This window comes from Rhodoferax sp. OV413 (assembly GCF_900104385.1).
In the GTDB taxonomy this organism is placed as follows: Bacteria; Pseudomonadota; Gammaproteobacteria; order Burkholderiales; family Burkholderiaceae_C; genus Rhodoferax_B.
Genome location: NZ_FNJA01000001.1, coordinates 264204 through 290458, shown reverse-complemented (window position 1 = coordinate 290458; position 26255 = coordinate 264204). Strand labels below are relative to the sequence as shown.

Sequence of the window (26255 nt, the reverse complement as noted above, 5' to 3'; positions counted from 1 at the left end):
TAACAAGCGCGAGCAGCTATTGAATTGCTAGCGTCTGGCTAGTCGTGCAGCGACGACAAGAACTGCTTGAGTTCTGGTGTTTGCGGGTTGCCAAACAGCTGGTCGGGCGGCCCCATTTCATGCACCCGGCCCTGGTGCATGAAGATCACGCGGTTGCTGACCTTGCGTGCAAAACTCATCTCATGCGTGACCATCAGCAGGGTCATGCCCTCGTCGGCTAGGCCCTCGACCACGCGCAGCACTTCGCCGACCAGTTCCGGGTCGAGCGCCGAGGTAATTTCATCGCACAACAGCACGGCCGGCTCCATTGCCAGAGCCCTGGCAATCGCCACGCGCTGCTGCTGGCCGCCCGACAGCTGGTCGGGCCATGCATCGAACTTTTCGGCCAGGCCGACGCGGGCCAGCAGCTTCTTGGCCTGGGCGGTGCCCGGTTCTTCGGCCTGCTGCTTGACCAGGCGCGGCGCTAGCATCACGTTCTTGCCCACCGTCAGGTGCGGGAACAGGTTGAAGCCCTGGAAGATCATGCCAACCCGCTGGCGCAGCGCGCGCATGGCCAGGGCGTTGTCGTGCAGCAAGGGCTTGTTGTCGACCGTCAGCGTGCCGCTCTGGAACACTTCCAGCCCGTTGATGCAGCGCAGCAAGGTGCTCTTGCCTGAGCCGCTCTTGCCGATGATGGCGATCACTTCGCCGGCCTGTACTTCCAGGTCGATGCCTTTGAGCACCTCGTTCGTGCCAAAGGACTTGCGCAGGCCCTTGATTTCGACGATGGCGGATGAACTGGTTTTAGCGACGGGCTGCATGCATCTTCCTCTCTAACAATTTGGCGTAGAAACTGACCGGGAAACACAGGGCGAAATACATCAGGGCTACGCAGCTGTAGACCACGAAGGGCTTGAAGGTGGCGTTGGCAATCATGGTGCCGGCCTTGGTCAGCTCGATGAAGCCGATCACCGAGGCCAGGGCCGTGCCTTTGATTACCTGCACCAGAAAGCCCACGGTGGGTGCAATCGCAATCTTGATGGCCTGGGGCAGCACCACGTAGCGCAGCCGCTCGCCAAAGTTCAGCGCCAGGCTCTCCGAGGCCTCCCACTGGCCCTTGGGGATCGAGGCCACGCAGCCGCGCCAGATTTCGGTCAGGAAGGCGCTGGTGTACAGCGTCAGCGCCACCGCTGCCGCCACCCAGGCGCTGGTGTTGATGCCAAACAGCGCGATGCCAAAGTACGCCAGGAACAGCTGCATCAGCAGCGGCGTGCCCTGGAATACCTGCACATAGGCGCCGACGAAGGTATCGGCACCGCGCACCTGGCTCAACCGTGCCACCAGCAGCAGCACGCCGACCAGGCCGCCGCCGATGAAGGCGATCAGCGACAGGCTGATGGTCCAGCGCGCAGCCAGCAGCAGGTTGCGGAAAATATCCCAAAGGGCAAAGTCAACCATGGTGTGTGTCCTTATCTGCCGTAGACGAAGCGGGGGCCCAGCCAGTTCAGCAGCTTGCGCACCGAGATGGACAGCGCCAGGTAGATGCCGGTACCGATGATGAAGGCCTCGAACGCGCGGAAGTTGCGGCTCTGGATCAGGTTCGAGGCGTAGCTGAGTTCCTGGGTCGAAATCTGGCCGCAGACCGCCGAGCCCAGCATCACGATGATGATCTGGCTGACCAGCGCCGGCCAGACCTTCTTCAAGGCCGGCGGCAGCACCACCCGGGTGAAGATCTGCAGCTGCGACAGCGCCAGGCTGGACGCGGCCTCGATCTGGCCGCGCGGCGTGGCATCGATGCCGGCGCGGATGATCTCGGTGGCGTAGGCGCCGAGGTTGATCACCATCGCCAGGATGGACGCGACCTCGGGCGACAGCTTGAAGCCCAGGGCCGGCAGGCCGAAGAAGATGAAGAACAGCTGGACGATGAATGGCGTGTTGCGGATCAGCTCCACATACGCGCCCACCACCCATTTCAGCGCCAGCGGTGCACGCGAATTCTGGCTGCGCACCCAGGCGCAGCAGATGCCCAGCGCGGCGCCGATCAGCGTGGCGATCAGCGTCAGCGCCAGGGTCCAGACCACGCCCTTGACCAACAGCGGCCATTGGGCCAACACGGCCAGAAAATCAAATTCAATGCGCATGGAAAGGCTCCAAAGGGAGTGGTCGGACGGAGGAGGCGAGGCTTATTCCGGCAGCGTGCCGGCGGGGCGGCCCAGCCAGCGCACGGCCATCTTGTCGATGTCGCCGTTCTTCTTGGCTTCGGTGATGATTTCGTTGACCTTGGTGCGCAGCTTGTCTTCGCCCTTGGCCACGCCGATGAAGTTCGGCGAGTCTTTCAGCAGCAGCTTGTATTCGGCGCCCAGCTGCGGGTTCTTGGCCATCAGGTTGCCGGCCACCGACGCGCCGGTGGCAATCACCTGCACCTGGCCGGAGACGAAGGACGAGACGGTGACGTTATTGTCTTCAAAGCGCTTAATGTCGGCGCCGGCCGGGGCTAGCTTTGTCAGCTCCTGGTCTTCGATGGCGCCGCGGGTCACGCCCACCGACTTGCCGGCCAGATCGGCAAAGCTCTTGATGCTCAGGCTCTTGGGGGCGAACACGGCCTGGAAGAAGGGCGAGTAGGCAAAGGTGAAGTCGATGACCTTCTCGCGCTCGGCGTTCTTGCCTAGCGACGAGATCACCAGCTCGGCCTTTTTGGATTGCAGATAGGCCACACGGTTGGCGCTGGTCACCGGGGCCAGTTCCACCGCCACGCCGAGCTTGGCGCCGATGTAGTTGGCCATGTCGATGTCCAGGCCCTGGGGCTTGAGGTCGGTACCGACGAAGCCGTAGGGCGGGAAGTCGGTGGGGATGGCGATGGTGATCTTCTTGGCCTTCAGCACGTCGTCGAGGGCGGTCTGGGCATGCGCGCCCAGGCTGGCGAGCAGGGCGATGGCGGCGAAGCCGGATTGAAACTGGCGGCGGGTGGATGTCATAGCAAAGCTCCTAGGTAAGTAGAGGGTTCGTCGGGAAGGCTAGTGGTTTTGGCCGCCGCCTTGCGTGATCTTGTATGCAAGACTTGTGCCGCAGTCTGCGGTGCAGCTTTGCCCACCGGCGCCAGCGCGTCGCGCAGCTGGGCCAGCGGATCGACGCTGACCGGCAGGCGCAGCGCGTGCTGCACCGTGCCGATATGGGCGGCCATCAGCGATTCGGCCAGGGCCAGATCGCCTTTTTCGAGCGCCGCGACGATCTGCACATGGTCTTCGCAGGATTGGGCGGCGTTGTGCGACGACTGGTACAGCATGGCGATCAAGGTGGTGCGGGCGGTGAAATCGCGCAGGGTATCGGCCAGCAGGCTGTTGCCCAGGCACTCGGCCAGGCAGACGTGGAAGTCGCCCAGCAGAAAGCTGCGTGCGCCCACGTCGCTGCCGTTGACGGCCGCCTGTTCTTCCTTCAAATGCTGTTTCAGCCGCTTCAGCGCGGGCTTGCCTATGCTTTGCAGGCTGCGGATCAGGCCGGTTTCTATGACGCGGCGGGCTTCGAAAGCCTCGCGGGCTTCGTCTTGCGAGGGTTCGATCACATACCAGCCGCGGCGCGCGCTGACGGTGACGATGCCGCGTGCAGCCAGCCGGGTCAGCGCCTCGCGGACGATGGTGCGGCTGCAGTCGAACAGCATGGCCAGCGGCTGCTCGCCCAGTCGGGCGCCGGGCGCGAGCTTTTGCGCCATCACGGCTTCAATGATGCGGGTACTGATCTCGGCGGCGGTTGTCATGCAGTGTCAGCACGCAGAATGCGTGCCAACTGGTATGCAAGATACGTGCACCGAAAATGGGCTTTTAGCTGCCCTGGCGGGCTCCGTCAGGAACTAATTTGGTGCCTAGACCGACACCAGCGCCTTGAATTCGCGATCCAGCAGTGCCGGGTCGTTCAGCTGCAGCTCAATCAGCCGGCGCAGGTGGGTCATGCTGTCCAGGTCGATGCTGCGGCATAGCAGGCCGACCTGGTTGCCATCGATGTGGGCGACTTCGGTGGTCATGATGATGCCGACCTCCATCACCGCCAGGGTGATGCTGAGCTGGGTGTGCATGCCCACGCGCAGCGCGCTGGGCGAGGCGATGCGCACCAGCGCGCCTTTGAAGGACAGGTCGACCACCTCGACCTCGATCAAGGCCGAGGGCGTGGCCAGAAATGCCGGTGCATCAAAGGCAACCCGCACGAAGTGGCGGCGTTCAGTCGGCATGGGAGGCTCCTTGTTGGGTAGCAGAATTCTGCACCCGTTTTGCCGATATTGCGCGTGCAACTTTTCCGGGCATTGCCGGGGATGTGGGCACGACGCCGCTGGCATGGCGCTGGTTGTTGCATACATCGTGGCTGATGGCCAGGTTTTCCTGGTGGCTGTTGCCGCCTTCGCCCAGGGGCTGGATGTGCTCCAGCGTGGCGGCTTCGGGCAGCACGTGTTCGCCGCAAATCCAGCAGGGCACTTTGCCGTGCAGCTGGCGGGCCACGGTTTTGTAGATTTTGTCGCGGGTGTGGCCAAGGCGGCTCATGGCAGGTCTCGGGAATGGATTTGCTATGCATTGTATAGCTGCTGGCGCAGGTGGAATATGCGCCAGAGGCCTGAAAAGCTTGAAAACAGGCGTCTGGCACCTGTGCGTGGCCCGCTAGTCCAGCGGCAGGCTGGGCGCCATGTCGGTCAGCGCCAGCTGGGAGCGCAGCACGCGCAGGGCGAACTGGCGGGCGGCATCGGTGCCGGCCAGGCGCTCCAGGTCGGCCATGGGCCAGACCAGGATGTCCAGGCACTGCACCCGCCAATGCCAGGGCAGCACCAGGTCGCGGGCCGTGGCGTGCAGCAGCTTGACGCACTGGCCGTGGCAGTTCCAGGCATCGATCTGGCCGCCTTGCTGGGCTTGCTGGCCGGCGTCCAGGTAGTGCCGCAGCAGCCGGGGTTCTTCCGGGTCCAGCGCCCAGCGGACCTTGCAGCCCAGCCAGCGCCAGCGGGCCAGCAGGGCATGCGGTGGAGGTGGTGTGGGTACGGAGCGGGCCATGCGGTCTGTGTGCAATAAAGCTTCCGCCCAGACGCAGGGGGCGCCAGGGGCGGAAACGGTGGCAACAGGCTGGCGGTGGCTGGCGGGTTGGGGCAGCACGGCCGGGAGCCGCGCTGTAGGGACCGGAATGATAGCGCAAGATGCGAATTACTTGCATTCGTCTGGGCTGCCGCTGGCACCTTGTCCACTATATATTTGATAGCTTCTGGCGCAGATTTTATATGCGCCAGAGGCCTAAAAGGCTTGTAAATCTGCGGCTAGCGGTACAAGGCCAGCGCGGCGATGCGCTGCTCTATGTCGTTGGCCATCTTCTTGTAGCCCGCACCGTCGACGCCACCAAAGCGGCGCTGGAATTCGGCCGCCTGCAGCAGCTCGGGCAGGTCTTGCACCTTGGGCAGCAGGTCGGTGTCGCGCAGGCCGGCGTCCAGGCGTTTTTGCAGCCGCTGCTGGCCGGCGCTGGTCAGCAGCAGTGCGCCCAGCCGGGTGCCGGCGCGGTCGGCAGCCAGGTCGTTGAAAGAGAAACCGCTGCCGCCTTCGGCATCGTCCAGCTCTTTGTACAGGCCAACGGCGTCGGCCAGCGGGGTGCCGGCGGCGGCGGCCAGGGCGGCCGAGATGCTGAAGTGCTGGGCCGTGTCGCCGCGGCCGCCCAGGGTGATCTGGCGCGGCGCGGGCACCGGCCAGTGCTTGGCGCTGGGAAGCACCGCGCCCAGGCCTTTGCCGTTGACGTAGAAGGCCAGCGCCACCAGGGCCGCGCGGTTTTCATCGGCGCTGTGACGGGTGTTGTCCGCATTGCCGCGTTCTGCGGCGTAGGCCAGCAGGTCTTGCAGCAGCTTGCTCAGCGGCAGGCTGCGCGGGCCGGGCGCGGCGGCCAGGGTGACCAGCCGGGCCTGGTAGGCCTGCAGCCGGTCTTGTTCGGCGGCGGGCACCAGGGCGGCTTGCAGCTGGGCGGGCAGGGTGTCGTCCCAGGTGAACACCACGCGCAGCACGCCGTTGCGCATGCCCACGTGCTGGATGCTGTCCAGCGCCGCTGCAGCGCCCGCCTTGTCCTGGCGCTCCTGCAGCCGGGCCAGGCCCCAGCGCAGCAGCGGGTTGGCCAGGCGGGGTGGTACCACCAGGCGGCCCAGCAACAGTTGCTGCACTTCGGGCAGGCCGGCGGTTTCGCGCAGCACGGCCTGGACATTCAGGTAGTTGCCAAACGGGTTCGGCGGCAGAAAGCTGCTGCTGCGCAGATGCACCGCGCCGTCTTGCAGGCTGATCTGGGCGCGGGTGTGCGGGTAGCGGCTGGCCAGGTAGACCAGGGCCAGGTTCAGCTCGTCGTCACCCAGCTGCACGCTGCGCAGCACGCCGGCGGGCTGCTTGCGCGGGTCGTTGCGGGCGATCAGGCGCTGGGCGCTGGCCACCCGTGCGGGGCTGACGTTGGGGGTGGCGTTCAGCAGGGCTTCGTCGTCGATCGCCTGGTAGGCGGCCCAAGCCAGGGCGAGGGGGATACAGAGCAAACAGAGGGCAAGCAGGCAGAGCAGAAGGTATCGAACACGGCGCCAGAAGGAATGCATTTTTACAAGGGGGTGAAGGAGCTCACATGGTTGCGCCCGCCGCTTTTGGACTGGTACATGGCGTTGTCGGCGTGGGTCAGGAGCTGCTGTAGATCGGTGCCGTCTTGCGGATAGGTGCTGATGCCGATGCTGGCGGTAACGTGTACACGCTGGCCGCAGAGCAGATAGGTGGGTTCCAGTGTATGCAATATTTTACTGCCGATGCGGTGCGGCTCGACCACGTCGTGGTGTTCTTCGATGGCGACGATGAATTCATCGCCGCCCAGCCGTGCCACCAGGTCGCTGCTGCGCATGCAGCCTTGGATGCGTTGGGCGACCTGCTGCAGCAAATGGTCGCCGGCCTCGTGGCCCAGGCTGTCGTTGATGTCCTTGAAGTGGTCCAGGTCGATGAACAGGATGGAGAACATCGCACTCTTGCGCTCGCTTTTGGACAGAATGCGGCGCAGCGCGTCCATGCACATGGCGCGGTTGGGCAGGCCGGTTAGCTCGTCGTGGTAGGCGCGGTGGTGTAGTGCGTCCTCGGCGCGTTTGCGCAGTTCGATGTTGTTCAGTCCGTTCAGCAGGCATTCCTGGCCCTGGTACAGGATGCGCTGGCTGGACACCAGCGCCCAGAAGGTGCCGCCCTGCGCGTCCTTCATTTCCACCTCCCAGTCCTGCAGGCTGTCTTGGCCTTTGAAGCGCTGCAGCCATTGCTCTCGCTCCTGGGGCCGGACGTAGAAGTCCTTGGACTTGGCATGCTGCAGATCCTGCATGCTGGTCTTGAACTGCGCCAGCGCCCGCTCGTTGGCATACAGCACGGTGCCGGAATGTTCCAGCGTAATCGTCATAGGGAAGGGAGCGGCCTTCAGCAGCTTCTGCACTTGCTGCTCGCCGTCCAGCAGCATGGCTTGCAGGCGCTCGCTGTCGCGCACCAGGCGCCGCGAGAACACCAGGGCCGCGGCGGCCAGCAAGGTGGCGACGATGAACATGGTCCATAGCAGCACGCTCTTGGCGCGCCGCGAGGCCTCGCCCAGCGAATACGAAAACGCGTCGGCCAGCGGTGCCAGCGTCAGGTTGATCTGGTGCAGCTCTTCCTGGATGTCCTTGGCCGTGGCCTCGTCCAGCATATTGTTCTGCACTGCGGTGTGCAGCCTGGTTCCGACCTGGCGCAGGTGGTCGATGTCCATGTCGGCCGTGGCCCAGAGGCTGATGGCCTTGGAGATCTCCGGCACATTGCGGAAGTTGCGGAACAGGCTGACCATGCCGTCCAGGTCGTCCGGGTGGTTGCGGCCTTGCAGCAGGCCCTGGCGCGCGACCTCGGTATCGGGCTGGGCCTTGTCCAGCTCCAGGCGGGTCCGGCGGTCGCCCAGTATCACGGCCAGGGCGGTGGTGTAGGCCTCGTAGTCGTGGATGTCGCGGGTGCTGGCATAGCGCGACAGCGCGTAGATGGCTTCCTTTTGCGCCTTGGACCACAGGCCTTCGCCACCCACAAAGGCCCGCGCCGCCGACAGCACGCCCATGCTGTAGTAGGCAAAGCCCAGGGTGCCACCCACCAGCGCCATGAACAGCCAGGCAATCAGGATAAGGCGCTGGCCGCGTCGCCGGGGTTGCGGCTGCTGCTGTGCGGGATCCTGGGGCTGGGTGGGCGCCATGGTGTGTGGGGCGGGTCTTAGCTGCGCTGGTCTGGCAGAAAGATTCTGTGGCCGAGTCGGGTCATGGGCTGGCCTTGGGCTTGGCGGTCTTGGGCGGGGCCTTGACCAGGTTGCAGTGCAGCTTGAGTGCGCCCATGGCTTCGACCAGCCGGGTGTCGCGCTCGTCCAGCAGGTCGCGCTGGGTTTCCTCGACGAAGTTCTGCCACAGCGTCTGGTAGTCGGCGTGGTGCTCGTGGGGTGCGTATTCGCGGATGAAGTCGCTGGCCTGCTGCGGGTGGAAGCCGCCCTTGCGGATCTTGCGCACGATGCTGGCAGCCGCAGTTTCGGTCAGCGTGGTTTTGCGCGCGGCGCCGGTGGCGATGCACAGGAACAGGGTGATCAGCGAGCTGTCGTCGGTATGCCGCTGGGTCACTTTCAGCCACTGGTCGGAAATCGCCCGGTCGAGCTCGCTGATGTCGTCCACGCCTTCGTCGAGCCAGAAGTAGCGGCCCATGAAGGCCAGCGACTGGATGAACAGCTTGCGCGGCTTGACGGTGGCGTCCAGGATCTTCGGCAGGTCGTGCTCTTGCATCACCTCCAAGGTGGCTTGCAGCACTGGCCGGAACTCGGCGGGCACGCCCTTGGGCAGCGCCAGTTGCACCGGCTTGCCGGCCTCGGCACGCTTGCGCAGCAGGGTGACGGCGGTTTCAAACTGCGCCCAGTTGGGCATCAGGCTGCGGCCGGCGGCCTGGGCCAGCAGGGCGGTGCGGACCACGGCCTCGCTGTCGGTGTCGGCGGACTGCAGCTCGCGCCGGGCCACGCCCAGCTTTTGCGCGCACCAGAAGGCGGCTTCGATGCGGTTCTCGATTTCGCTGCGCTTGGCCAGCTCCTGCTGGTATTCGGGCAGGGTCTTCAGCGTCCAGCGGGCCAGCACCGGGATCAGCTCATCGCGGAACTCGCCGCTTTCCTGCATGCTGAAGTGGGTGTTGTCGGGCATGGACAGCAAGGCCTTGAGCATCTCCGAGCCGGCCTTGGAGCGCGACAAGAACGAGTTCTCGCGCAGCAGCTCGGCGGCGGCGTGCAGGTCGCCACCCGTGTCCTGCTCCAGGTGTAGGCTGACCAGGTTAACGATGCGCTCGCGCGACTTCTCCAGCTCGGGCCGCAGGAACTCGGTGCCAAAGTAGCGCGCAATCTGCACCATGCCCTTGGGTGCGTCGTTGCGGATGGTCTCCAGCTTGGCTTCGTCGATCAGCCCGTTGTGCAGGCCAAAGCGCAGCGCCTTCTCGAAGAAGGGCCGGTGGTCATAAATCGAAATACTGGCGCTGGTGTCTTGCATAAATCAATGGCTCCAAGGTGCAACGTACCACCCACAATGCCCAAAAATGCGACTGTCTCCTCCAGAAACACCGTGGAACCGGCTTTGCCGGGCCACTGGTGTTGCCCCCTGCAAGGGGGTTGGAGAAGCGACACGCAGTGCGCGAAGCCTGGGGGTGAGCTTCATATCGCCGATTCTTCGTCGGGGTCGATGGCTTTTTTCTGCGAGCCTTCGCCTTCGCCGTGGGTTTCGCGGAATGGGGTGTGGCCGCCTTGGTGGTGGCCGTCTTCTTCCTCGCCCTCGGCTTCTTGCTCGTAGGCCTTGACCCGGGCGCGCAGTATCACCATCACCTCGATCAGGATGTCGGGGCAGTGGGCGCGCAGCAGCCAGGTGAATTCCATCCAGTCGTGGTCGGCGATCTCGTCCTGGTCCACCTTGGCGTCGTGGTACATCTGCACCACCAGCTCGGCTTCGGACAGCACGGCGCCCGTGTCTTCCGAGGCTTCGAAGGTGCCAGTGCGCAAGAAACTTTCGACACGGCCCCAGTGGTCGGCCAGGTAGTCGGCCAGCGCATCGCAGCCGCCTTCGCGCTCGCCAATCGCGCGCAGGAACTCCACCGGATCGTTGTCGTCGCGGAAGATCACCGAATTCATCATGCCGCGCAGATGGGCATGGGTCAGGTCTTTGTACTGCTTCTCGATGACCACGGCGCGCGAGAACTGCTCGGGCGTGACCAGCAGGTTGATCACCGAGTCTTTGGACGGGTCGTATTCGCGGATCACCGCCAGCAGGTCTTTGGGCGGCAGCTGGTCGAGCGCCAGCACCAGGGCGTGGTCGCCTTCTTCGTCGGCCAGCTCCACCAGGGCGGATTCGGCACCGACGATGTCGCCGGCCAGGATCAGGTTTTGGGCTTTAACAATGGCAGGGTAGTGCATCAAATTTAACCTTTGGGTGGCTTGGGGTCGAAGCCTTGTTCTTCCATCCAGGCCGCGCCCGCGTCTTCGCGGTCGCGGGCTTCCTGTTCTTCGGGGTCGAGGTCGTGGTCTTCTTCGTCTTCGTTCTCGTCTTCCACGGCGGCGCCGCGGTCATCGGCACGGGTGTACAGGTATTCCAGGCAGGCTGCTACCACCATGAACTGTTCGCCCGTGGGCTCGCGCAGCACGCGGTCGGCCATGGCCTGGGCCCAGGGTGTGAGGGTGATGGTGCGGGCCAGCTTGTCCCAGTCGGGGAACTCCTCGGGCTCCAGCGCGACCAGCAGGTCCATGGCCTTGGCGCTCGGGAAGCGGAAGCCCTGGTGGAAGGCGGCGGCCAGCATTTCGGGGCTGTCGTCCATCATCACGACCAGAAAGTCGAGCTGGCTGCGCTTCTCTTTGAGGCGCTTTTCCAGCACGTTCTTGCCTTCGGAATCGGACACCAGGTCGTCCATCTCGGCGTCGTACGCGCGTGCGTGGTTGGAGAAATAGCGGGATAGTTTCATTTCAGGGCCTCAAGGAGGTAGTTGTGCCAGATTTCGCGGGCGGTGTCGATGGGGCTGTCCAATAGGCCGCGGCGGCGGTTGTCGTCGTAGGTCTTGCGGCGCTCGTCGTCCGCCAGCACTTCGTAGGCGGTTTGCACCGCGCGGAACAGCTGGGGGGCGTCGGGCGAGGTGTTGCGGTCCGGGTGGTATTGCGCGGCGCGTTGCCGATAGGCTTTTTTGATATCGGCCAGCGTCGCGGCTGGGGACAGCCCTAGCGCGGCATAGTGGTCTTGCATGGTGTGTCTTCGCAAAAAAAGACAGCCCGCGTCGGGGCTGTGCTTGTATCACGACGCGGCGGCGTCGGTGGCGGATTTTACCTGGGCTAGCCGTAAAGCCTATTTTTATATGAAAAATATGGCCCTAACGCTTATTCCACCAGCGCTAGCAGCTATGTTTTAAGTAGCATCTGGCTGCGCAGTGGTTTCCTACCCAAGACCTGCATTAAAGACCACGAATCAGCCGCGCCATCAGCGCTGCGGTCCGCCGCCTCAGCGGTGTTTCCCGTCTCTGGGCGGGCGTGACAAGGCAGAGCGTGGTTTTGATTTCGGGTTGTTCGAACGGTGACACGACCAGCCGCTCGGGATATGCGAACACGCGGGTGGCGTCTTCGCTCAGGGTGGCATGCCCGATGCCGGCACTCACGAGGTCGAGGATCACCGACACGCTGGAAACCTCCCACTCGACATGCATGGGCACGCCCGCCATCGCCGCGGCAGACTCCATCAACCTGCGGTAGGTTTGCCCTCTCTCGGGCATGATCAAAGAGTACTTGGACAGGTCCTGCAAGGTCACCGGGCCGGTGGGAGCCTGGTTGGCCGGACTGACAAGACACAGCCGCTCTTCTCGCAAAGGCTGGATCTCGAGCGAAGGCATAGGCTCCGGGCTGTGAACCAGCCCCAGGTCGCAGCGGCCTGAAACCAGCCATTCGGTGATGTGTGTTGAGAAGCCCTCGATGATCGCCAGATGGGCCTTGGGCATCTCGTCGCGGAAGGCCTGGATCAAGGGCAGCGTGTGCAGGCGCGCCAGCGTTGGCGGCATCGCGATCACGAGGCTGCCAGTGGGCTCATCGCGCTGTGTGACCGCGTTCTCTTTGGCTTGCTCGACCAGATGGAGGATGCTGTAGCAATGGTCGAGCAGCCGGCGGCCGGCCTCGGTGACTTCCACTCCCCGGCCGTGGCGCAGCAGCAAGGCTTCGCGCAATTCAACCTCCAGCGCACGCACCTGCCGACTCAGGGCTGGCTGCGCCGCACCTAGTACCAAGGCGGCCTTGCTGAAGCTTCCGTGTTCTACCACGTGCACGAAGGTCTCAAGTTGATTCAGGTTCATGCACAGATCTTCCCATAAGTCATGCTGTCAGTGCATAGCTAATAGCGTCTGCTAGACCTTACTTATAGGGGCTCGCACCTCGAGAATCGGAATTGGTCGATTCCTCTGCTGCCCGCCTGTCCAAGCCATTTTGGATCGGTGTACCGACGGGCTATTTGCCCGAAATCTATATGAGTCTCGCTGTAGCGAGCGCAATCCAGGAGACAAAATGAGTATCGAAAGCATGGTTGCGGATGCGTCGCAGCCGAAATCGCGGCGTGTGTGGTACCGCCAGTTGTGGGTTCAGGTGCTGGTGGCGATGGCCTTGGGTGTCGTCCTCGGGCACCTCTATCCCGATGCCGGCAAGCTGATGCAACCCCTCGGCGACGGCTTCATCAAACTCATCCGCATGCTGATCGCGCCGATTGTGTTCTGCACCGTCGTGCTCGGCATCGCCAAGATGGGCGACATGTCGAAGGTGGGCAAGGTCGCCATCAAGGCCTTGGTCTACTTCGAGGTAATGACCACCGTGGCGCTGGTCCTGGCGTTGGTTATTGTGAACCTGTGGCAGCCGGGTGTGGGCATGAACGTCAACACGGCGGCGCTGGATGCGGGGTCGGTGAAGATGTATGTCGACCAGACCCAGTCGCACGGAACTGTGGGCTTTCTGATGGACATCATTCCTTCGACCTTGGTGGGCTCTTTTGCAGAAGGTAATGTCCTGCAGGTGCTGCTGATCTCGGTGCTCCTGGGCAGCACGCTGGTCGCCATCGGGCCGCGTGCCAAGCCGGTGATCCAGCTGTTGGACATCGGCTCGGAGATGCTGTTTCGCGCCGTCGCCATTGTGATGTACCTGGCGCCGATCGGGGCATTCGGGGCCATCGCTTTTACCGTCGGTCGTTATGGTGCAGGCGCGCTTGCGTCTCTGGGCAATCTGCTGGTCTGCTTTTACTTCACCTGCCTGGTTTTCGTGTTCCTGATACTGGCACCGGTGTGCAAATTCCTGGGCTTCAGCCTCTTCAAGCTGCTCCGGTATCTGCGTGAGGAGCTGTTGATCTGCTTTGCAACGACTTCTTCCGAAGCCGTGCTGCCGCGCATGTTGGTCAAGATGGAAAACCTCGGTTGCAAGGCCAGCGTCGTCGGTCTGGTGATTCCTACGGGCTATTCGTTCAACCTCGATGGGACTTGCCTCTACCTGGCCTCGGTGGCGGTGTTCCTCGCGCAGGCTACCAACACGCCACTGGACATCTACCAGCAACTTTTGCTGCTTTGCGTGCTGCTGCTCACGTCGAAAGGTGCGGCAGGCGTCGCTGGGGCTGCATTCGTGGTGCTGGCGGCGACGCTGTCGACCGTGGGAAGCATTCCCGTGACCAGTGTTGCGTTGATCCTGGGGGTGCACCGATTGCTCGCAGAAGGCCTGGTCCCGACCAACCTCATCGGAAACGCGGTGGCAACCATCGTTGTCTCCAAATGGGAGGACGGGCTGGACGAAGAACAGATGCACCGGGTACTGAACCGGGAATAGTTCAACGTCGAGTTGCTTACAAAGCGTGCAGCACCTGCCGGAAGTCCGGGTCCTCGGCAAATGGCTTGATGGAAAAGCCCAGGCTTTTCATCAGCTTGAGCATGCCGGGGTTGTTGGCCAGCACCAGGCCTTCGATCTCGCTCAGGCCTTTTTCGCGCGCCACGTCCATGATGCTGAGCATCAGCCGCGTCCCCAGGCCGCGGCCACCAAAGTCGTCGGCCACCACCAGCGAGAACTCGCAGCTGGCGCTGTCGGGGTTGGTGATATAGCGCGACACGCCGACGATGCGCTCGGTTTCCTGCATCTCACCGGTATCGGTGGCCTTGCGCTCCTTGAACACCGCCACCAGGGCCATTTCGCGGTCGTAGTCGATCAGGGCGAAGCGCGACAGCATGCTGGGCGGCAGCTCGGACAGCATGGACACATAGCGGAAGTAGCGGCTCTCGGCCGACAGGCCGCGCACCAGCGCCTGCAGCATCTGCGCGTCGTCCGGGCGGATCGGCCGCAGCGTGTATTCGCCGCCGCCGCGCAGCGGCCAGACCTGCTCGTAGCGTGCAGGGTAGGGCAGGATGGCCAGGTGCTGGTAGTCGTGGTTGCGCCCGCCACTGGCGAGCGGACTATGGGGCGCGCTGTCGATGACGATGCGCGCATCCACCGCCACCGCACCGGAGGCGTCGACGATCACGGGGTTGATGTCCATTTCGCGCAGCTGGGGCAGCTCGCAGACCATCTCAGACACGCGCATCAGCACATGCTCCAGCGCGTCCATGTCGACAGCGCTGGCGCCGCGCCAGTCGCCCAGGGTTTCGGCCACGCGGGCGCGGGCTATCAGGCTGCGGGCCAAGAATTGGTTCAGCGGCGGCAACTCCATGGCGCGGTCGTTGATCAGCTCGATCATGGTGCCGCCTGCGCCGAAGGCGATCACCGGGCCGAACGGGTCGTCGGTCACCAGGCCGATGTAGATCTCGCGGCCGCGCTTGTGGCGGGCCATGTTCTGCACCGTCACGCCGTTGATGCGGACGCCGGGCAGCTGGCGCGCCACCAGCTGCACCATGTCGTTGTAGGTGTCGCGCACGCCCACCGCGTTCATCACGTTCAACGCCACGCCGTTGACGTCGGACTTGTGGCTGATGTCGGGCGAGTCGATCTTCAGCGCCACCGGGTAGCCGAGCTGGGTGGCAATCATCATGGCTTCATTGGCGCTGCGGGCCAGCACGGTCTGCGTCACCGGAATGTGGAAGGCGGCCAGCAAGGCCTTGGACTCCATCTCGGTCAGCACCTTGCGGCGCTCGGCCAGCACGCTCTCGATCAGCAGGCGCGCGCCTTCCACATCGGGCTTGGCCAGGGCCGACAGCGGCGTCGGCGTTTGCTGCAGCAGCTGCTGGTTTTGGTAGAAGGACGCGATATTGCCGAACGCGCCCACCGCCGCCTCGGGCGTGCGGAAGGTGGGGATAGCAGCATTGTTCAACAGCAGCCGGGCATCGCCCACCGAGGCGTCGCCCATACAGCAGGTCAGCAGCGGCTTGGCCATGCGCGGCATGTAGTCGGCCAGCGCGGCGGCGATGTCGGCCGCCTGGCAACCGCCCTTGGGCGAGTGGATCACCAGCACGCCGTCGACCTGGTTGTCGCTGCTGGCGGCTTCCACCGCGGCACGGTAATGCGCGGCCGTGGCGTCTTCGGACAGATCGATCAGATCGGTCAGCGTGGCCAGCGCCGGCAGCTGCGGGCGCAATGCTGCCACCGAGGCGGCGCTGAGGGTGCCCAGCTGCAGTTCGATCTCGCTGATCCAGTCTGCCGCCAGCACGCCTGGGCCGCCGCCATTGGTGATGATGGCCAGGCGCTTGCCCACCGCCCGGTAGCGCGATGCCAGGCATTTGGCGGCCGAGAACAGCTGTACAAATGAGCGCACCCGCACCGCGCCGGCGCGGCGCAGCGCGGCGTCGAACACATCGTCGCTGCCGACGATGGTGCCCGAATGGGTGTGCGCCGCCGCATTGCCCGCCGCCTTGCGCCCGGCCTTCAGCACCACCACCGGCTTGGCATTGGCGGCAGCCCGCAGCGCGCTCATGAAGCGGCGCGCGTCCGAGATGCCTTCCATGTAGACCACGATGCTGTGGGTCTGCGCATCGGATGCCAGAAAGTCCAGCACCTGGGCCAGGTCGACAGCGGTGTTCGGCCCCAGCGACACTACGGCCGAAAAGCCCACGGCGTTCTGCTGCGCCCAGTCCAGGATCGACGCGGTGAGGGCGCCCGACTGCGATACCAACGCCAGATGCCCAGGCGCGGCCAGCCGGCCGGCCACGCTGGCGTTCAGCCCCATGCTGGGCCGCTGGAAGCCCAGGCAGTTGGGCCCCAGCAAATGCATGCCGTGGCGCCGCGCCACCCGGTGCAGATCTACCGCCAGCGCGGCGTGGACGCCGCTGGAAATCACCACCGCCGCCCGGCATTTGATGCGCCCAGCCACCTCCAGCGCAGCCGCCACGTCGGCCGGCGGCAGGGCGATAACGGCCAGGTCGGCCCGCACCTGGGCCAGATCGGCCAACGTTCCCGTTGTGTGGATGTCCAGAAAATTCAGGCTGCCGCTGAACGGCTGGGCCTGGAGTGCCGCCACCAGCGCCTGCGCCACCGGCGTGCGCTCAGCCTCTTGCCCGGCAAAGACCACGATGGCGTCCGGCGAGAACAGCGAGTGGAGGTAGTGCATATCCGTCCAATATTGAAGTGAAAAAGGCCGCTGGCGCACGGAAAGTCTGCGCGAGTAGCTATCTTATTTGTAGTGCTTGTTGCAGGGCTGCGGAGTTGGCAGGTAGCAAAGACTGGTTGTAGCACGGTGTGCTGGTGTGCTTGCGGGGAAACCGCGGTTTGAGCGGAAAGTGGATTTCGGCTTTGGGCCCCAAACGGAAGTTCGAATTTCTCCCAAGCCGACATTGAATGAGGGCATCAACTTGTTCGCAGACGTCGGCCGCTGGCAGAGCGAAGTCGTTCTCACCTAGCAGCGCCCAGTGCCGTCAAAACGGGCTTACTTAGTTCGCCAAGGATTTTTTCGAACCTGACTGTCGAAAGTACGACGCGCCTCCCGGAAGTCTTCGGCGTTTTCGACTACCCAAGTCCAAATAGGGGACATACGGGTCAACAACGCCATCCCTAGGGAAGTCAGCTCGTACTCCACACGGAGCGGTTTTTCATCGAACTCCCGCCGAATCAGAAGACCATCACGCTCCAGGGACCGCAGCGTCTTGGTCAACATTCGCTGAGTCACGCCCGCCATTTGCTTTTTTATCTCGGCATGGCGCATCGTTCCGTACACCCCCAAGGCATGCAGGATGCCCAGCGACCAGCGGCTGCCCGCGTGGGCGAGCACTTCCCGCCTGACACCATCATCGTCTTCTCTCAGCGTTTGACAGATGACCTCTGCCTGACGGAGCGCGTCACCATCGGTCACGATTTCATCTGGTATCACATGTGTGCCTTCTTGTGAGCGTTGCGCAATCATGCAACCATCGACTTATCTTATAGGCAACAAGTCTCATCACATGACCCAGGTAACCCAACTTTCCCCCCAATCGATTCTCGTTCTAGGCGCCGGCGAACTCGGCCTTCCGGTTTTACGCAATCTTGCACGCGTAGTGAAGCGCGTGTCGGGTTCAAAAATCAGTGTTTTGCTGAGGGAGTCGACTATCAGTACCCAACTATCGGAGAAAAAACTAGAAATCGACGAGCTCCGTGGTCTGGGCATTCAAATGGTCGCGGCAGACCTGGTGAACGATTCAATTGAACAACTAGCTGAAGTCTTCGCACGCTTCGACACCGTCATTGGTTGCGCAGGCATGGTCGCGGGGCGAGAAACCCCGATGAAGTTGGCGACAGTAGCCCTCAAGTCCGGTGTAAAGCGCTATTTCCCATGGCAGTTTGGTGTTGATTTCGAGGTGATTGGGCGGGGCAGCCCTCAAGATTTATTCGATGCTCAGCTAGATGTGCGCGAGTTGCTTCGCGCTCAAGAAAAAACTGAATGGGTCATCATCTCGACTGGTATGTTCACGAGTTTCCTTTTCGAGCCTGTATTTGAAGTGGTTGACTTCGAAAACGACACAGTGAATGCCCTGGGCAGTCTGGAGAACAGCGTGACTCTGACGACACCAGATGACATCGGTACTCTGACCGCGGAAATCGTTTTCTTTGAACCGCGCTTCCGCAATGAAATCGTCTACCTTTCTGGCGACACGGTGACGTATGGGCAGGTTGCGAGCATGCTTGAACATGTGCTGGGCCGTCCATTTAAGCGCAACGTTTGGACTGTTCCATTCCTGATGCAAGAATTGGAAAAAGACCCAGCACATCACATCAAAAAGTACCGTGCTGTGTTTGCACAAGGCCGAGGCGTGGCGTGGCCTAAAGCCGGCACTTTCAACGAGCGAGAGTCAATTCCTGTCACTACCGCCGAGCAGTGGGCAAAGAAAAACTTCGCGAACAAATGAACACGAACTTAGGTGGCTGAAAGGGCCGCGCATACTTAGGAGCGCCAAGTCCCGATTCATTCGGGAGTTCGTCCATATGACCGCTGTTGGCCGCCGATTTCAGCCATCGTATCAGCGAGCTTTGAACCAGATCGTGATTCGAACGCTACCGCCCCCCCAGACGCCACGGTGCAATTTCTTTGGCGATTTGATTGAAGATCTCCGCTGAGATTATTTCGGTACATGGAATCGATGCGGAGGACTCGGACTTAAAACTAAGCGATACCCGGAACTCAGGCTGCCACAACGCCAGAATTTCATCGATTGACGACTTGCAGGCGGCCAGCTCCCCGGGTTCCTGATCGCCCGCGGTCTCGACATACAGAACTTGATTCGGACCTGCGCCGCAAAGATAAACAGATTCGATCCAAGGGTCGGTTGGCCAAATTAGCTCTAATACAGCAAGTTGCAAGCCCCCAACGTCTGGTCCATATATCCCCTTGGGTGATGTCTGCTTTTGGCCGGGTCCGGCTGTACGTTCCGGGTTCAGGGTTCACCTCGATATTTCGGGTTCAGCTGAAACTCACACGTAATATTGCCGTTCTCATCGACCTTGAACGTAGGCGTGCGCTACGTCCGCGTATTGGTCGACTGTTGCTATGGCTTGCACGGAGCTCGCGCCAGTACTATTCAGCAGCAGCAGCAGCATCGGCGGCAGCAGTAGTTTCAACCACGCTGCGGCTCTTGCCGTCAACCTGCCTCGTTGGGAGTGTCTCACGGTCCAAGCCATCAATAGAGCATGCGTTAACGCTCAACAGCGCTGGATTACTGCGGCGCTGATGATAGACATAGATGCCGCACGTACCGCAAAAGTAGTGCCGAGCCACGCCGCTGTTCCAACGGTAGACTCGCAAGGCATCCTGGCCACGGGAGATGTTGAAATGTTCTCGGTGCACGGTCACCATCAAGGCGTTCCGCTTGCTGCATAGTGAGCAGTCGCATCGGACAATCTCATCGACGTCAGCTTCAAAAGCGAAAGTGACGGACCCGCAGTGGCATGCTCCTGAGTATTTCATCGTTGTTCTCCTTGCTGCGACGGATTTTCAACCAGCACCAGCAGCCCTTTGAGCGTCAGCTACTGGCCGATTGCCGCAGTCAGCAAAAGAGGGCCGCTGCGGCGTCGCGCAACGTGCTGAAATCGCGCAAGTCAACTATGGCACGGCGTTCCTGCTGGTATGCCTGGAAGCCTGCCGGAGTTGCTACGAGATAAGCTCCATCGAACGTCCTGGGCTCGAAGTGGTACCAGTCTCCCGGTAGGTTGGTTGACTTCAAGAGGTCAAACACCTCGCGCGTCTCGAATAGCTCAAGCAACCTCGACTTATCTCCGTCGAGACGGTCCCGCACAAGAGAATCTAGTCTTTGCAATGCAAACAAGGGGCCTCCTTCAATGTCCGTTCCTGGCGGCGGATTCAACCGGTCGATGCAACACACTAACCACCGCTTAGGCGGAAGGAGTGTTGCAGATGAAACGGCGACCACGGATCTATTATTCAGATAGCCAAAAAGCGCTGATGTGGGAGCGCTGGAAGCAAGGGGCTACGTTGCATGAGATCGGCAAGCTTTTCGATCGACCGCACACGTCCATTCACCGAATACTTGCGGAAACAGGCGGATTTCGACCGGCGCAGCGGTCACGCACATCGACGGCGTTGACGTTGGCGGAACGTGAGGAGATCTCGCGGGCGATGGTGGCAGGCGAATCAATCCGAACAACCGCGGCTCGGCTTGGACGAGCGCCATCAACGATCAGTCGGGAGATTAAACGCAACGGGGGCGGCGATGGCTACCGTGCAAACCAGGCCGATAAGGCGACTTGGGATCGAGCACGGCGCCCCAAGCGCTGTAAGCTCACTACGAACCGCGCATTGGCTCGCGTCGTAGCCAACAAGCTGCGCATGCTCTGGTCGCCGGAACAAATCGCAGGCTGGCTCAAGCAGACGTACCCGTGCGACGAAAGCTATCACGTGTCACACGAAACCATCTACCGCAGTCTGTTTATTCAAGCGCGGGGCGCCTTGAAGAAGGAACTGTTGGAGCACCTGAGAGGCACACGTGGAATGCGTCGATCTCGGCACTACACGCAGAAGACACCAATCCATGGACAGATCGTCGATGCAATTTCGATTAGCGAGCGACCTGCCTGCGTCGAAGACCGAGCAGTGCCTGGACACTGGGAAGGGGACTTGGTCTTTGGTAGTGGCAATAGCCAGATCGCGACATTGGTCGATCGCCAAACGCGATACGTGATGTTGGTGAAACTCGATGGCAAAGACGCCCAAACAGTCGTCAACGCACTCATCAAGAACGCACGCAAGCTGCCGCAGGAGCTTTATAAGTCACTGACTTGGGATAGAGGCACAGAGATGCATGCGCACAAGCAATTCACGATGGCCACCGATATCCAGGTTTACTTCTGCGATCCGAGAAGCCCATGGCAACGCGGAAGCAATGAGAACACGAATGGACTACTCAGGCAGTACATGCCCAAGGGCATGAACCTCTCAGGATTCTCGCAACTTCAACTCAACGCGATTGCGAGACAATTGAACCAGAGGCCGCGCAAAACACTCGGCTTCCACACACCCGCTGAAATGTTCAGCGAATGTGTTGCATTGACCGGTTGAATCCGCCGCCGCATCCAGTCATACCGTACCAACACCAACCGCAAGCCCTTTATTCACCTCATAGCGCAGCTCCGCCATGCCGGCACCCATCTGGTAAACGGATACCAAGCGCAGGCTGGGGCTCAGCACTCTTCGGGGGAACAGGGGCTTGCCTTTGCCAAGGGTAGCCGAGCCAATCTGGACGATGAGTTCATCCAATAGGCCGGCATCATGGAATTGACCGGCGAGGTCGCCACCGCCAACGACCCAAATGTTCATGTCACCGGCAGCTGCCCGCATCTCCGAATGAACAGTACGCACATCGCCTTTGGCGAACCGAATGTCTGCGCCGTCAATGCTTGGAAGATTGCGGCTGGAAAACACCCATGTGGGCTGCACGTATGGCCACGGTGAGCCGGTCTCGGCGGCAACCGTTTCGGCGTTGCGCACCATCCATTCATAGGTTGCAGAGCCCATAGCCAAAGCGCCCACTTTGGATATGAACTCTGGATAGCTGGAATCCTTCAAGCTTCCGAGAGGGAAAAGCCACTCCAGCGAGTCGTCCTCGGTTGCCAGAAATCCGTCAAGGCTGGTGGCGGTGTAGTACTGGGTTGTCATATTTCACCTTAGATTTCTGCAGGAACGCCCATACAGCCGATCATTTTGTATGCGCGCATCCATGATTGCGTTGGGCCTGATGCAGCCACCGAGTCAAGCCCCTCCCATCCACTCCGCCACAAATTGATCCCGAAACTGGACGAGCAGCTGGGCACGGGATTGCGCCAATGCCCGCCCCTCGACCGTATGCATACCCATCGGCAAGCGCAGCAGCTTGTTTTCGATGTGGTCGAGGGTGTAGCGCATATCGTCGAGTGCGCGGGTCGTGGCCAGAGGGTCGGTTGCATGCGCGAGCGACCGGCCCAACTGACCTCCAATGTGCAACATGCGCGCCAAGCCCACGGCGCCTAAAGCGTCAAGACGGTCGGCGTCTTGGACGATCTTGGCTTCGATCGTTTCAGGGCGTATTTGGGCAGAATAACTGTGTGCTTCGATGGCGTGCACTACGCCACCCAATTGCTCAGGGGGAAAGCCCAGCGTCGACAACTGCGCTTTTGCCTCCAGGGCGGATAGCCGCGATGCATTTTTCCGGTCCGGATGGTCCTTGGGCAAATTGACAAGATCGTGCAAGTAGCAAGCGGCCATGACCACCAATGGATCGGCTTGCGGATGCGTCGACAGAAGCACCTTGGCCGTTGCCCACACCCTGTTCAAGTGGTTGAGGTCATGTGCGCTGTCGCCAGCGTCACCGTGGGTGGCCAAGCGAACCAGTTGGGCGCGCCAATAGTCTTGCAAGTCTGTCCAATCCATCATAGGACGATTGTGCCTAGGACCGGTTCAGCGCCGCCGCCGCGCGTATCAACGCTTTGAAAGCCTCCTCGTCTATCGCATCCCCTTCATGGAAATCGATGGCCCGCCTGACCTGGCCCTCCAGGCTGGCGTTGAACAGCCCTGCAGGGTCCGGCAGCGATGCGCCCTTGGGAAAGGTCAGCTTCACCGCGCTTTTGTAGGCCTCGCCGGTGCAAAGTATGCCGTCGTGCGACCAGACCGGGACGCTCCATTTCCACTCCTCGACCACCCCAGGGTCGGCCTGGTGGATCAGCGCGCGCACATGGGCCAGGGTCTGGCCTCGCCAGCCGTCCAGTTCCTGGATTCTTGCGACTATGCGTTGTGCAGCAGATTCGCCCTCGGGCATTGCGCTCTTTTTCATATCCGTCCTAGACTCTTTTCCCTCGGCATTTAGGCGTCGGCTACTTGCAGCACCAGCTTGCCGAAGTTTTCGCCGGCAAACAGTTTGAGCAGACTTTGCGGGAAGGTGTCCAGGCCGCGCACCACGTCTTCCTTGCTGTGCATGCGGCCGGCTTTCAGGTAGCCAGCCAGCTCGGCCACCGCCAGGTGGTAGCGGTCGGCGTAGTCGAACACCACGATGCCTTGCATGCGGGCCCGGTTCACCAGCAGGCTCAGGTAGTTCTTCGGGCCTTGCACGGCCGTGGTGTTGTTGTACTGGCTGATGGCGCCGCAGATGATGATGCGCGCGCCGCGCGCCAGCCGGGCCAGCACCTGGTCGAGGATGTCGCCGCCCACGTTGTCGAAATAAATGTCCACGCCGTTCGGGCAATGCTCCTTCAGGCCGTCGCGCACCGCGTCGGGGCCGGCCTTGTAGTCGATGCAGGCGTCGAAGCCCAGGGTGTTGACCACCCAGTCACACTTGGCTGCGCCGCCGGCAATGCCGATCACCCGGCAACCCTTGATCTTGGCCAACTGGCCGACAGTCTGGCCCACGGCGCCGGCCGCACCTGATACCACCAGCGTCTCGCCCACCTGGGGGTGGCCTACGTCCATCAGGCCGAAGTAGCCGGTCATGCCCGGCATACCCAGCACGTTCAGCCACTGGGTCAGGCTGCCCAGGCGCAGGTCGATCTTGGCCAGGCCGTTGCGCTTGATCTGGTCTTGCGACAACAGCAGGTATTCCTGCACGCCCAGCGAGCCGGACACATGGTCGCCCACCGCGAATTGCGGGTTCTCAGACGCCACCACCAGGCCCACGCCGCCGGCGCGCATGACTTCGCCTATGCCGACCGGCGGTATGTAGCTTTTGCCTTCGTTCATCCAGCCGCGCATGGCCGGGTCCAGCGACAGGGCCAGGGTTTTGACCAGCAGGCCGCCGGCGCCCGGCTGCTGTACCGGCTCGGTGGTGCTGCGCCAGTTGGCGGCGGTGGGCAGGCCGACGGGGCGGCTGGCCAGGCGGATCTGGTGGTTGCTGAGCTGGGTGGTGTCGGCCATGCTTGTCTCCTGTCTTGTTTAGAACGTGTTCGCGATCTCTTTGGGGTCGCGCAGGTGCCTTTTCGGGATGCTCTGCTAGGCGCAAAACCCAAGCCAAGGCTGATGCCTTGGCTGGTTTTGTAACGACGCAGAGCGCCCGAAAAGGTACCTGCCCTTCGGGTTGGGGTGAAATCGGGCGATTTGTCCGCCGTAGCCCTTGCATGGGCAGAGAGCCCATGCTGCGGTCTCCGACAACCAACTCGTCCCCATTGCACCCCAACGCGACCCCAAAGAGATCGTGAACACGTTCTTTGGTCTAAACCGCGATAGTAGCCAGAAGCTGCGGCCCCGTACATCGCTGGCGCGACAGGGCGGCGCGCTGGTATATCCTGTGGGCTGCACCAATTTGAGGAGTTCCCATGAAAGCCATTTGGAACGGCGCCGTGATCGCCGAAAGCTCCGACATCGCCGTGGTGGAAGGCAACCACTATTTCCCGCTGAGCTCGCTGAACCGCGAATTCGTCAGCTTCAGCAACCATAAGACCACCTGCGCCTGGAAGGGCCAGGCCAGCTATTACTCGCTGATGGTGGATGGCGAAATGAACACCGACGCCGCCTGGTACTACGCCAACCCGAAGATGGGCGCCGAAGAAGTCACCGACCGCGTGGCTTTCTGGAAAGGCGTAAAGATTGAACCTTGATCAGGCAGTTGACCGCTTGTTACCGTTGGAGAAGCCGTTTGTGTATTGATACCCCCCCCCGTTACCACTTTCCTTTCTTGGGTGCCGACGCTACACCCCCGAAGGCACCGCGCTGGCCACGTCATAGTGCGTTGCTCCGCCTGGTGGGCAGGAGCCCACTGCGTTGTCACGCCTTCTATGCCGCGCCCATCGCTGCACCCTCGGGCGCATTCAACTGCCCGATCAAGGTTACGGCATGAGCACGCGTCTTCTTTCTCCGACTATCACCGCCCCGACGCAGGCCGTGGAGGTACTGCGCCAGCAGGCCTATGCGGCACTCAGCCCGGCCGGCGTGGCGCAACTTGCCGGCTGCAGCCTGGCCGACCTGGATGCCTTGCAGCCCAGCTGGGCCGATCTGCCGCCCGACGAATACCTGAAGGATGGCGGCCGCTACCGGCGCCGGCGCCATTCCTGCTTTGTGCTGCAGGGCGACAGCCTGACCCAGGTGCCGCACCGTCCGCACTGGCAGCCGGTGGAATACAACGCCTTGCATGGCGGCATGGAGCGCTGGTTTGCCCCCATGCTGGACGAGACCGTGGCGCAGCCGGCCTGGAGCCGCTTGCTGCTGGGCCTGGGACATATCTGCAGCGCGCTGAAGGGCGATGCTGCCGAGCCCGCGCCCTGGTATGTGGAGGCGCACCAGTTCCGCATCGACACCACCGACGGCATCGGCCGGCCCACGCCCGAGGGTGCGCACCGTGACGGTGTGGACTTTGTCGCCGTGCTGCTGGTGGGCCGCGAAGGCATCAAAGGCGGCGAAACCCGGGTCTTCGAGGCCGACGGCCCGCACGGCCAGCGCTTCACCATGACCGAGCCTTGGACTATGCTGTTGCTTGACGACGCGCGGGTGGTACACGAGTCCACGCCGATCCAGCCCGTGGCACCGGGCGGTTACCGGGATACGCTGGTGCTGACCTTCCGGTCCAGCCAATTCCAAAGTAGCTGAGTCGCTTTCTGCTTTCTAGAAACACAAGGAGACAACATGGAATTACTCAACCACGACCTGGCCCATGAATTCCCGCAGCTGATAGGCAAGATCCGCAGCCTCAAGCTGTCGAGCTCGCGCTTTCTGCACCTGTTCAATGGCTACGACGAGGTGAACAACGCCATCACCAAGATCGAGCAAGACGGCAGTGTCATCTCCGACGAAGCGCTGGAAGAAATGAAGAAGAAGCGTTTGAAGATCAAGGACGACATCTACCAGATGTTGATAGCGCCCTGAGCAGCCCAGGTACCCGTGCTCCGCTGGCACGGCAGGTGATTGCGTGGTGACCGGGCCAAGGTGGCGCGCGCAGTGGAGCCTGCTTGTGCTGGCGGTCGTGTTGGCCGGCTGTAGCGAGCCCGCGCCGCCGGAACCGCCGCCTGCCGATGTCGATCCGATGGCAGAGGTGCCGCCGGAGCGTGTGTTCAAGGGCGTGCTGGCGGGCAAGCCCGTGCACTTGGCGGTGCAGGGATGCAAGGTTTATCGCGCCCTGCCCGATGGGGGCGGCTGGCAGATGGTGCTTGAGCCCGAGCTCTATCCGTTCTTCACTTCGTGCGACCGGCAGACGCTGCTTGCAGAAAAAGGCGCAGTTACCGTCACGCTGGGGCGCATCGCCTTTGGTGCGGGAGGCTGCTGCGCCACCGGCGGCACCTACCGCACCAAGGATGGAGAAGTGTGGAAAAAGCTGTGAAGCGAGGGAGGGCGCTTCAGGGCTTTCTTGTGTACTCAATACATGCCAAATGCGCCTGCAGCGCAATCAGCATCTGCGCAA

30 protein-coding genes are annotated in these 26255 nt (G+C 62.3%); 7 read left to right on the top strand and 23 right to left on the bottom strand.

All coding sequences use genetic code 11. The annotated features are described in order from the left end of the window. Nucleotides 1–38: 38 nt before the first annotated feature. The 15 genes from BLT66_RS01370 to BLT66_RS01300 all read right to left on the bottom strand — a co-directional run bounded on the left by BLT66_RS01370 (nucleotide 39) and on the right by BLT66_RS01300 (nucleotide 12323). On the bottom strand, nucleotides 39–800 hold the full coding sequence (locus tag BLT66_RS01370; RefSeq protein WP_092754827.1) for an amino acid ABC transporter ATP-binding protein: 762 nt from the start codon (nucleotides 798–800) through the stop codon (nucleotides 39–41). After that, nucleotides 784–1437, bottom strand: a complete 654-nt coding sequence (locus BLT66_RS01365) for an amino acid ABC transporter permease (RefSeq protein ID WP_092754824.1) — start codon at nucleotides 1435–1437, stop codon at nucleotides 784–786. Before BLT66_RS01365 ends, BLT66_RS01370 begins: the two co-directional genes overlap by 17 nt. Before the next feature lie 11 nt (nucleotides 1438–1448). Further along, nucleotides 1449–2120, bottom strand: coding sequence for an amino acid ABC transporter permease (locus BLT66_RS01360; RefSeq protein WP_092754821.1), 672 nt, complete (start codon nucleotides 2118–2120; stop codon nucleotides 1449–1451). A gap of 42 nt (nucleotides 2121–2162) precedes the next feature. After that, complete coding sequence (locus BLT66_RS01355) at nucleotides 2163–2954, bottom strand: transporter substrate-binding domain-containing protein (protein ID WP_092754818.1); 792 nt, start codon at nucleotides 2952–2954, stop codon at nucleotides 2163–2165. After that, nucleotides 2951–3730 carry a GntR family transcriptional regulator gene (locus BLT66_RS01350; protein ID WP_092754815.1) on the bottom strand — a complete coding sequence of 260 codons (780 nt, stop codon included), beginning with the start codon at nucleotides 3728–3730 and terminating at the stop codon, nucleotides 2951–2953. The genes BLT66_RS01355 and BLT66_RS01350 overlap by 4 nt, the downstream gene beginning before the upstream one ends. Before the next feature lie 105 nt (nucleotides 3731–3835). Continuing rightward, nucleotides 3836–4198, bottom strand: a complete 363-nt coding sequence (locus BLT66_RS01345; RefSeq protein ID WP_092754812.1) for a PilZ domain-containing protein — start codon at nucleotides 4196–4198, stop codon at nucleotides 3836–3838. Continuing rightward, nucleotides 4188–4505, bottom strand: coding sequence for an HNH endonuclease (locus BLT66_RS01340; RefSeq protein ID WP_092754809.1), 318 nt, complete (start codon nucleotides 4503–4505; stop codon nucleotides 4188–4190). Before BLT66_RS01340 ends, BLT66_RS01345 begins: the two co-directional genes overlap by 11 nt. A 114-nt stretch (nucleotides 4506–4619) precedes the next feature. Beyond that, the gene (locus BLT66_RS01335; protein WP_092754806.1) at nucleotides 4620–5003 is read right to left on the bottom strand and encodes a hypothetical protein; all 384 of its coding nucleotides are present in this window, start codon (nucleotides 5001–5003) and stop codon (nucleotides 4620–4622) included. Between the two features lie 257 nt (nucleotides 5004–5260). Further along, nucleotides 5261–6499: a hypothetical protein gene (locus BLT66_RS01330; protein ID WP_092754803.1), complete on the bottom strand. Its 1239-nt coding sequence runs from the start codon at nucleotides 6497–6499 to the stop codon at nucleotides 5261–5263. A 59-nt stretch (nucleotides 6500–6558) separates the two neighbouring features. Further along, on the bottom strand, nucleotides 6559–8187 hold the full coding sequence (locus BLT66_RS01325) for a sensor domain-containing diguanylate cyclase (RefSeq protein ID WP_092754800.1): 1629 nt from the start codon (nucleotides 8185–8187) through the stop codon (nucleotides 6559–6561). A 61-nt stretch (nucleotides 8188–8248) separates the two neighbouring features. After that, the gene (locus tag BLT66_RS01320; RefSeq protein WP_092754795.1) at nucleotides 8249–9502 is read right to left on the bottom strand and encodes a hypothetical protein; all 1254 of its coding nucleotides are present in this window, start codon (nucleotides 9500–9502) and stop codon (nucleotides 8249–8251) included. Between the two features lie 161 nt (nucleotides 9503–9663). Next, nucleotides 9664–10416, bottom strand: a complete 753-nt coding sequence (locus BLT66_RS26365) for a hypothetical protein (RefSeq protein ID WP_143029128.1) — start codon at nucleotides 10414–10416, stop codon at nucleotides 9664–9666. Between the two features lie 5 nt (nucleotides 10417–10421). Beyond that, the gene (locus tag BLT66_RS01310; protein WP_092754789.1) at nucleotides 10422–10958 is read right to left on the bottom strand and encodes a hypothetical protein; all 537 of its coding nucleotides are present in this window, start codon (nucleotides 10956–10958) and stop codon (nucleotides 10422–10424) included. Further along, nucleotides 10955–11233, bottom strand: a complete 279-nt coding sequence (locus BLT66_RS01305) for a DnaJ domain-containing protein (RefSeq protein ID WP_092754786.1) — start codon at nucleotides 11231–11233, stop codon at nucleotides 10955–10957. The genes BLT66_RS01310 and BLT66_RS01305 overlap by 4 nt, the downstream gene beginning before the upstream one ends. Nucleotides 11234–11438: 205 nt before the next feature. Continuing rightward, nucleotides 11439–12323 (bottom strand): LysR family transcriptional regulator, encoded by an 885-nt coding sequence (locus BLT66_RS01300; RefSeq protein ID WP_092754783.1) that lies wholly within the window; start codon nucleotides 12321–12323, stop codon nucleotides 11439–11441. Between the two features lie 208 nt (nucleotides 12324–12531). On the opposite strand from BLT66_RS01300, the gene dctA reads away from it, so the two are divergent. Then, nucleotides 12532–13827, top strand: a complete 1296-nt coding sequence (gene dctA / locus BLT66_RS01295) for a C4-dicarboxylate transporter DctA (protein WP_092754780.1) — start codon at nucleotides 12532–12534, stop codon at nucleotides 13825–13827. 16 nt (nucleotides 13828–13843) lie between these two features. On the opposite strand, the gene BLT66_RS01290 is transcribed toward dctA, so the two are convergent. Together BLT66_RS01290 and BLT66_RS01285 are read right to left on the bottom strand one after the other, a co-directional pair. Continuing rightward, the gene (locus tag BLT66_RS01290; protein ID WP_092754777.1) at nucleotides 13844–16528 is read right to left on the bottom strand and encodes a bifunctional acetate--CoA ligase family protein/GNAT family N-acetyltransferase; all 2685 of its coding nucleotides are present in this window, start codon (nucleotides 16526–16528) and stop codon (nucleotides 13844–13846) included. 315 nt (nucleotides 16529–16843) lie between these two features. Further along, nucleotides 16844–17317 (bottom strand): winged helix-turn-helix transcriptional regulator, encoded by a 474-nt coding sequence (locus BLT66_RS01285; RefSeq protein ID WP_218922542.1) that lies wholly within the window; start codon nucleotides 17315–17317, stop codon nucleotides 16844–16846. Between the two features lie 40 nt (nucleotides 17318–17357). Between BLT66_RS01285 and BLT66_RS01280 the strand changes: the two genes are divergently transcribed. Then, nucleotides 17358–18299, top strand: a complete 942-nt coding sequence (locus BLT66_RS01280) for an aromatic alcohol reductase (RefSeq protein ID WP_092754774.1) — start codon at nucleotides 17358–17360, stop codon at nucleotides 18297–18299. 665 nt (nucleotides 18300–18964) lie between these two features. Here BLT66_RS01280 and BLT66_RS01275 read toward each other — a convergent pair. Beyond that, a complete protein-coding gene (locus BLT66_RS01275) occupies nucleotides 18965–19354 on the bottom strand; it encodes a GFA family protein (RefSeq protein WP_092754771.1) in 390 nt (129 codons plus the stop codon). Between the two features lie 79 nt (nucleotides 19355–19433). Next, nucleotides 19434–19712: a hypothetical protein gene (locus BLT66_RS01270; protein WP_143029127.1), complete on the bottom strand. Its 279-nt coding sequence runs from the start codon at nucleotides 19710–19712 to the stop codon at nucleotides 19434–19436. Nucleotides 19713–19801: 89 nt separating this feature from the next. Here BLT66_RS01270 and BLT66_RS01265 point away from each other — a divergent pair, with 89 nt between their 5' ends. Beyond that, a complete protein-coding gene (locus BLT66_RS01265; protein ID WP_092756960.1) occupies nucleotides 19802–20962 on the top strand; it encodes an IS30 family transposase in 1161 nt (386 codons plus the stop codon). A gap of 18 nt (nucleotides 20963–20980) precedes the next feature. Here the strand turns inward: BLT66_RS01265 and BLT66_RS01260 are convergent, their stop codons facing one another. The 4 genes from BLT66_RS01260 to BLT66_RS01245 form a co-directional block, all read right to left on the bottom strand. Then, complete coding sequence (locus BLT66_RS01260) at nucleotides 20981–21559, bottom strand: dihydrofolate reductase family protein (RefSeq protein WP_092754765.1); 579 nt, start codon at nucleotides 21557–21559, stop codon at nucleotides 20981–20983. A 93-nt stretch (nucleotides 21560–21652) separates the two neighbouring features. Beyond that, nucleotides 21653–22312 carry an HD domain-containing protein gene (locus BLT66_RS01255; RefSeq protein ID WP_369821565.1) on the bottom strand — a complete coding sequence of 220 codons (660 nt, stop codon included), beginning with the start codon at nucleotides 22310–22312 and terminating at the stop codon, nucleotides 21653–21655. 13 nt (nucleotides 22313–22325) lie between these two features. Next, a complete protein-coding gene (locus tag BLT66_RS01250) occupies nucleotides 22326–22709 on the bottom strand; it encodes a DUF1801 domain-containing protein (protein ID WP_092754762.1) in 384 nt (127 codons plus the stop codon). A gap of 29 nt (nucleotides 22710–22738) precedes the next feature. Further along, nucleotides 22739–23782, bottom strand: a complete 1044-nt coding sequence (locus BLT66_RS01245; RefSeq protein WP_092754759.1) for an NADP-dependent oxidoreductase — start codon at nucleotides 23780–23782, stop codon at nucleotides 22739–22741. Nucleotides 23783–24180: 398 nt separating this feature from the next. Between BLT66_RS01245 and BLT66_RS01240 the strand changes: the two genes are divergently transcribed. From BLT66_RS01240 to BLT66_RS01225, 4 genes are all read left to right on the top strand, one after another. Beyond that, nucleotides 24181–24462, top strand: coding sequence for a DUF427 domain-containing protein (locus BLT66_RS01240; protein ID WP_092754756.1), 282 nt, complete (start codon nucleotides 24181–24183; stop codon nucleotides 24460–24462). A gap of 235 nt (nucleotides 24463–24697) precedes the next feature. Next, nucleotides 24698–25447, top strand: coding sequence for a 2OG-Fe dioxygenase family protein (locus tag BLT66_RS01235; protein ID WP_092754753.1), 750 nt, complete (start codon nucleotides 24698–24700; stop codon nucleotides 25445–25447). Nucleotides 25448–25483: 36 nt separating this feature from the next. Next, complete coding sequence (locus tag BLT66_RS01230; protein WP_092754750.1) at nucleotides 25484–25723, top strand: YdcH family protein; 240 nt, start codon at nucleotides 25484–25486, stop codon at nucleotides 25721–25723. An 85-nt stretch (nucleotides 25724–25808) separates the two neighbouring features. After that, nucleotides 25809–26174, top strand: a complete 366-nt coding sequence (locus BLT66_RS01225; protein ID WP_255406713.1) for a hypothetical protein — start codon at nucleotides 25809–25811, stop codon at nucleotides 26172–26174. Nucleotides 26175–26255: the final 81 nt, after the last annotated feature.

Coding starts and splice junctions, on each gene's coding strand:
- BLT66_RS01370 (WP_092754827.1), bottom strand. CDS start 800: ATGCAGCCCGTCGCTAAAACCAGTTCATCCGCCATCGTCGAAATCAAG.
- BLT66_RS01365 (WP_092754824.1), bottom strand. CDS start 1,437: ATGGTTGACTTTGCCCTTTGGGATATTTTCCGCAACCTGCTGCTGGCT.
- BLT66_RS01360 (WP_092754821.1), bottom strand. CDS start 2,120: ATGCGCATTGAATTTGATTTTCTGGCCGTGTTGGCCCAATGGCCGCTG.
- BLT66_RS01355 (WP_092754818.1), bottom strand. CDS start 2,954: ATGACATCCACCCGCCGCCAGTTTCAATCCGGCTTCGCCGCCATCGCC.
- BLT66_RS01350 (WP_092754815.1), bottom strand. CDS start 3,730: ATGACAACCGCCGCCGAGATCAGTACCCGCATCATTGAAGCCGTGATG.
- BLT66_RS01345 (WP_092754812.1), bottom strand. CDS start 4,198: ATGCCGACTGAACGCCGCCACTTCGTGCGGGTTGCCTTTGATGCACCG.
- BLT66_RS01340 (WP_092754809.1), bottom strand. CDS start 4,505: ATGAGCCGCCTTGGCCACACCCGCGACAAAATCTACAAAACCGTGGCC.
- BLT66_RS01335 (WP_092754806.1), bottom strand. CDS start 5,003: ATGGCCCGCTCCGTACCCACACCACCTCCACCGCATGCCCTGCTGGCC.
- BLT66_RS01325 (WP_092754800.1), bottom strand. CDS start 8,187: ATGGCGCCCACCCAGCCCCAGGATCCCGCACAGCAGCAGCCGCAACCC.
- BLT66_RS01320 (WP_092754795.1), bottom strand. CDS start 9,502: ATGCAAGACACCAGCGCCAGTATTTCGATTTATGACCACCGGCCCTTC.
- BLT66_RS26365 (WP_143029128.1), bottom strand. CDS start 10,416: ATGCACTACCCTGCCATTGTTAAAGCCCAAAACCTGATCCTGGCCGGC.
- BLT66_RS01310 (WP_092754789.1), bottom strand. CDS start 10,958: ATGAAACTATCCCGCTATTTCTCCAACCACGCACGCGCGTACGACGCC.
- BLT66_RS01305 (WP_092754786.1), bottom strand. CDS start 11,233: ATGCAAGACCACTATGCCGCGCTAGGGCTGTCCCCAGCCGCGACGCTG.
- BLT66_RS01300 (WP_092754783.1), bottom strand. CDS start 12,323: ATGAACCTGAATCAACTTGAGACCTTCGTGCACGTGGTAGAACACGGA.
- dctA (WP_092754780.1), top strand. CDS start 12,532: ATGAGTATCGAAAGCATGGTTGCGGATGCGTCGCAGCCGAAATCGCGG.
- BLT66_RS01290 (WP_092754777.1), bottom strand. CDS start 16,528: ATGCACTACCTCCACTCGCTGTTCTCGCCGGACGCCATCGTGGTCTTT.
- BLT66_RS01285 (WP_218922542.1), bottom strand. CDS start 17,317: ATGATTGCGCAACGCTCACAAGAAGGCACACATGTGATACCAGATGAA.
- BLT66_RS01280 (WP_092754774.1), top strand. CDS start 17,358: ATGACCCAGGTAACCCAACTTTCCCCCCAATCGATTCTCGTTCTAGGC.
- BLT66_RS01275 (WP_092754771.1), bottom strand. CDS start 19,354: ATGAAATACTCAGGAGCATGCCACTGCGGGTCCGTCACTTTCGCTTTT.
- BLT66_RS01265 (WP_092756960.1), top strand. CDS start 19,802: ATGAAACGGCGACCACGGATCTATTATTCAGATAGCCAAAAAGCGCTG.
- BLT66_RS01260 (WP_092754765.1), bottom strand. CDS start 21,559: ATGACAACCCAGTACTACACCGCCACCAGCCTTGACGGATTTCTGGCA.
- BLT66_RS01255 (WP_369821565.1), bottom strand. CDS start 22,312: ATGATGGATTGGACAGACTTGCAAGACTATTGGCGCGCCCAACTGGTT.
- BLT66_RS01250 (WP_092754762.1), bottom strand. CDS start 22,709: ATGAAAAAGAGCGCAATGCCCGAGGGCGAATCTGCTGCACAACGCATA.
- BLT66_RS01245 (WP_092754759.1), bottom strand. CDS start 23,782: ATGGCCGACACCACCCAGCTCAGCAACCACCAGATCCGCCTGGCCAGC.
- BLT66_RS01240 (WP_092754756.1), top strand. CDS start 24,181: ATGAAAGCCATTTGGAACGGCGCCGTGATCGCCGAAAGCTCCGACATC.
- BLT66_RS01235 (WP_092754753.1), top strand. CDS start 24,698: ATGAGCACGCGTCTTCTTTCTCCGACTATCACCGCCCCGACGCAGGCC.
- BLT66_RS01230 (WP_092754750.1), top strand. CDS start 25,484: ATGGAATTACTCAACCACGACCTGGCCCATGAATTCCCGCAGCTGATA.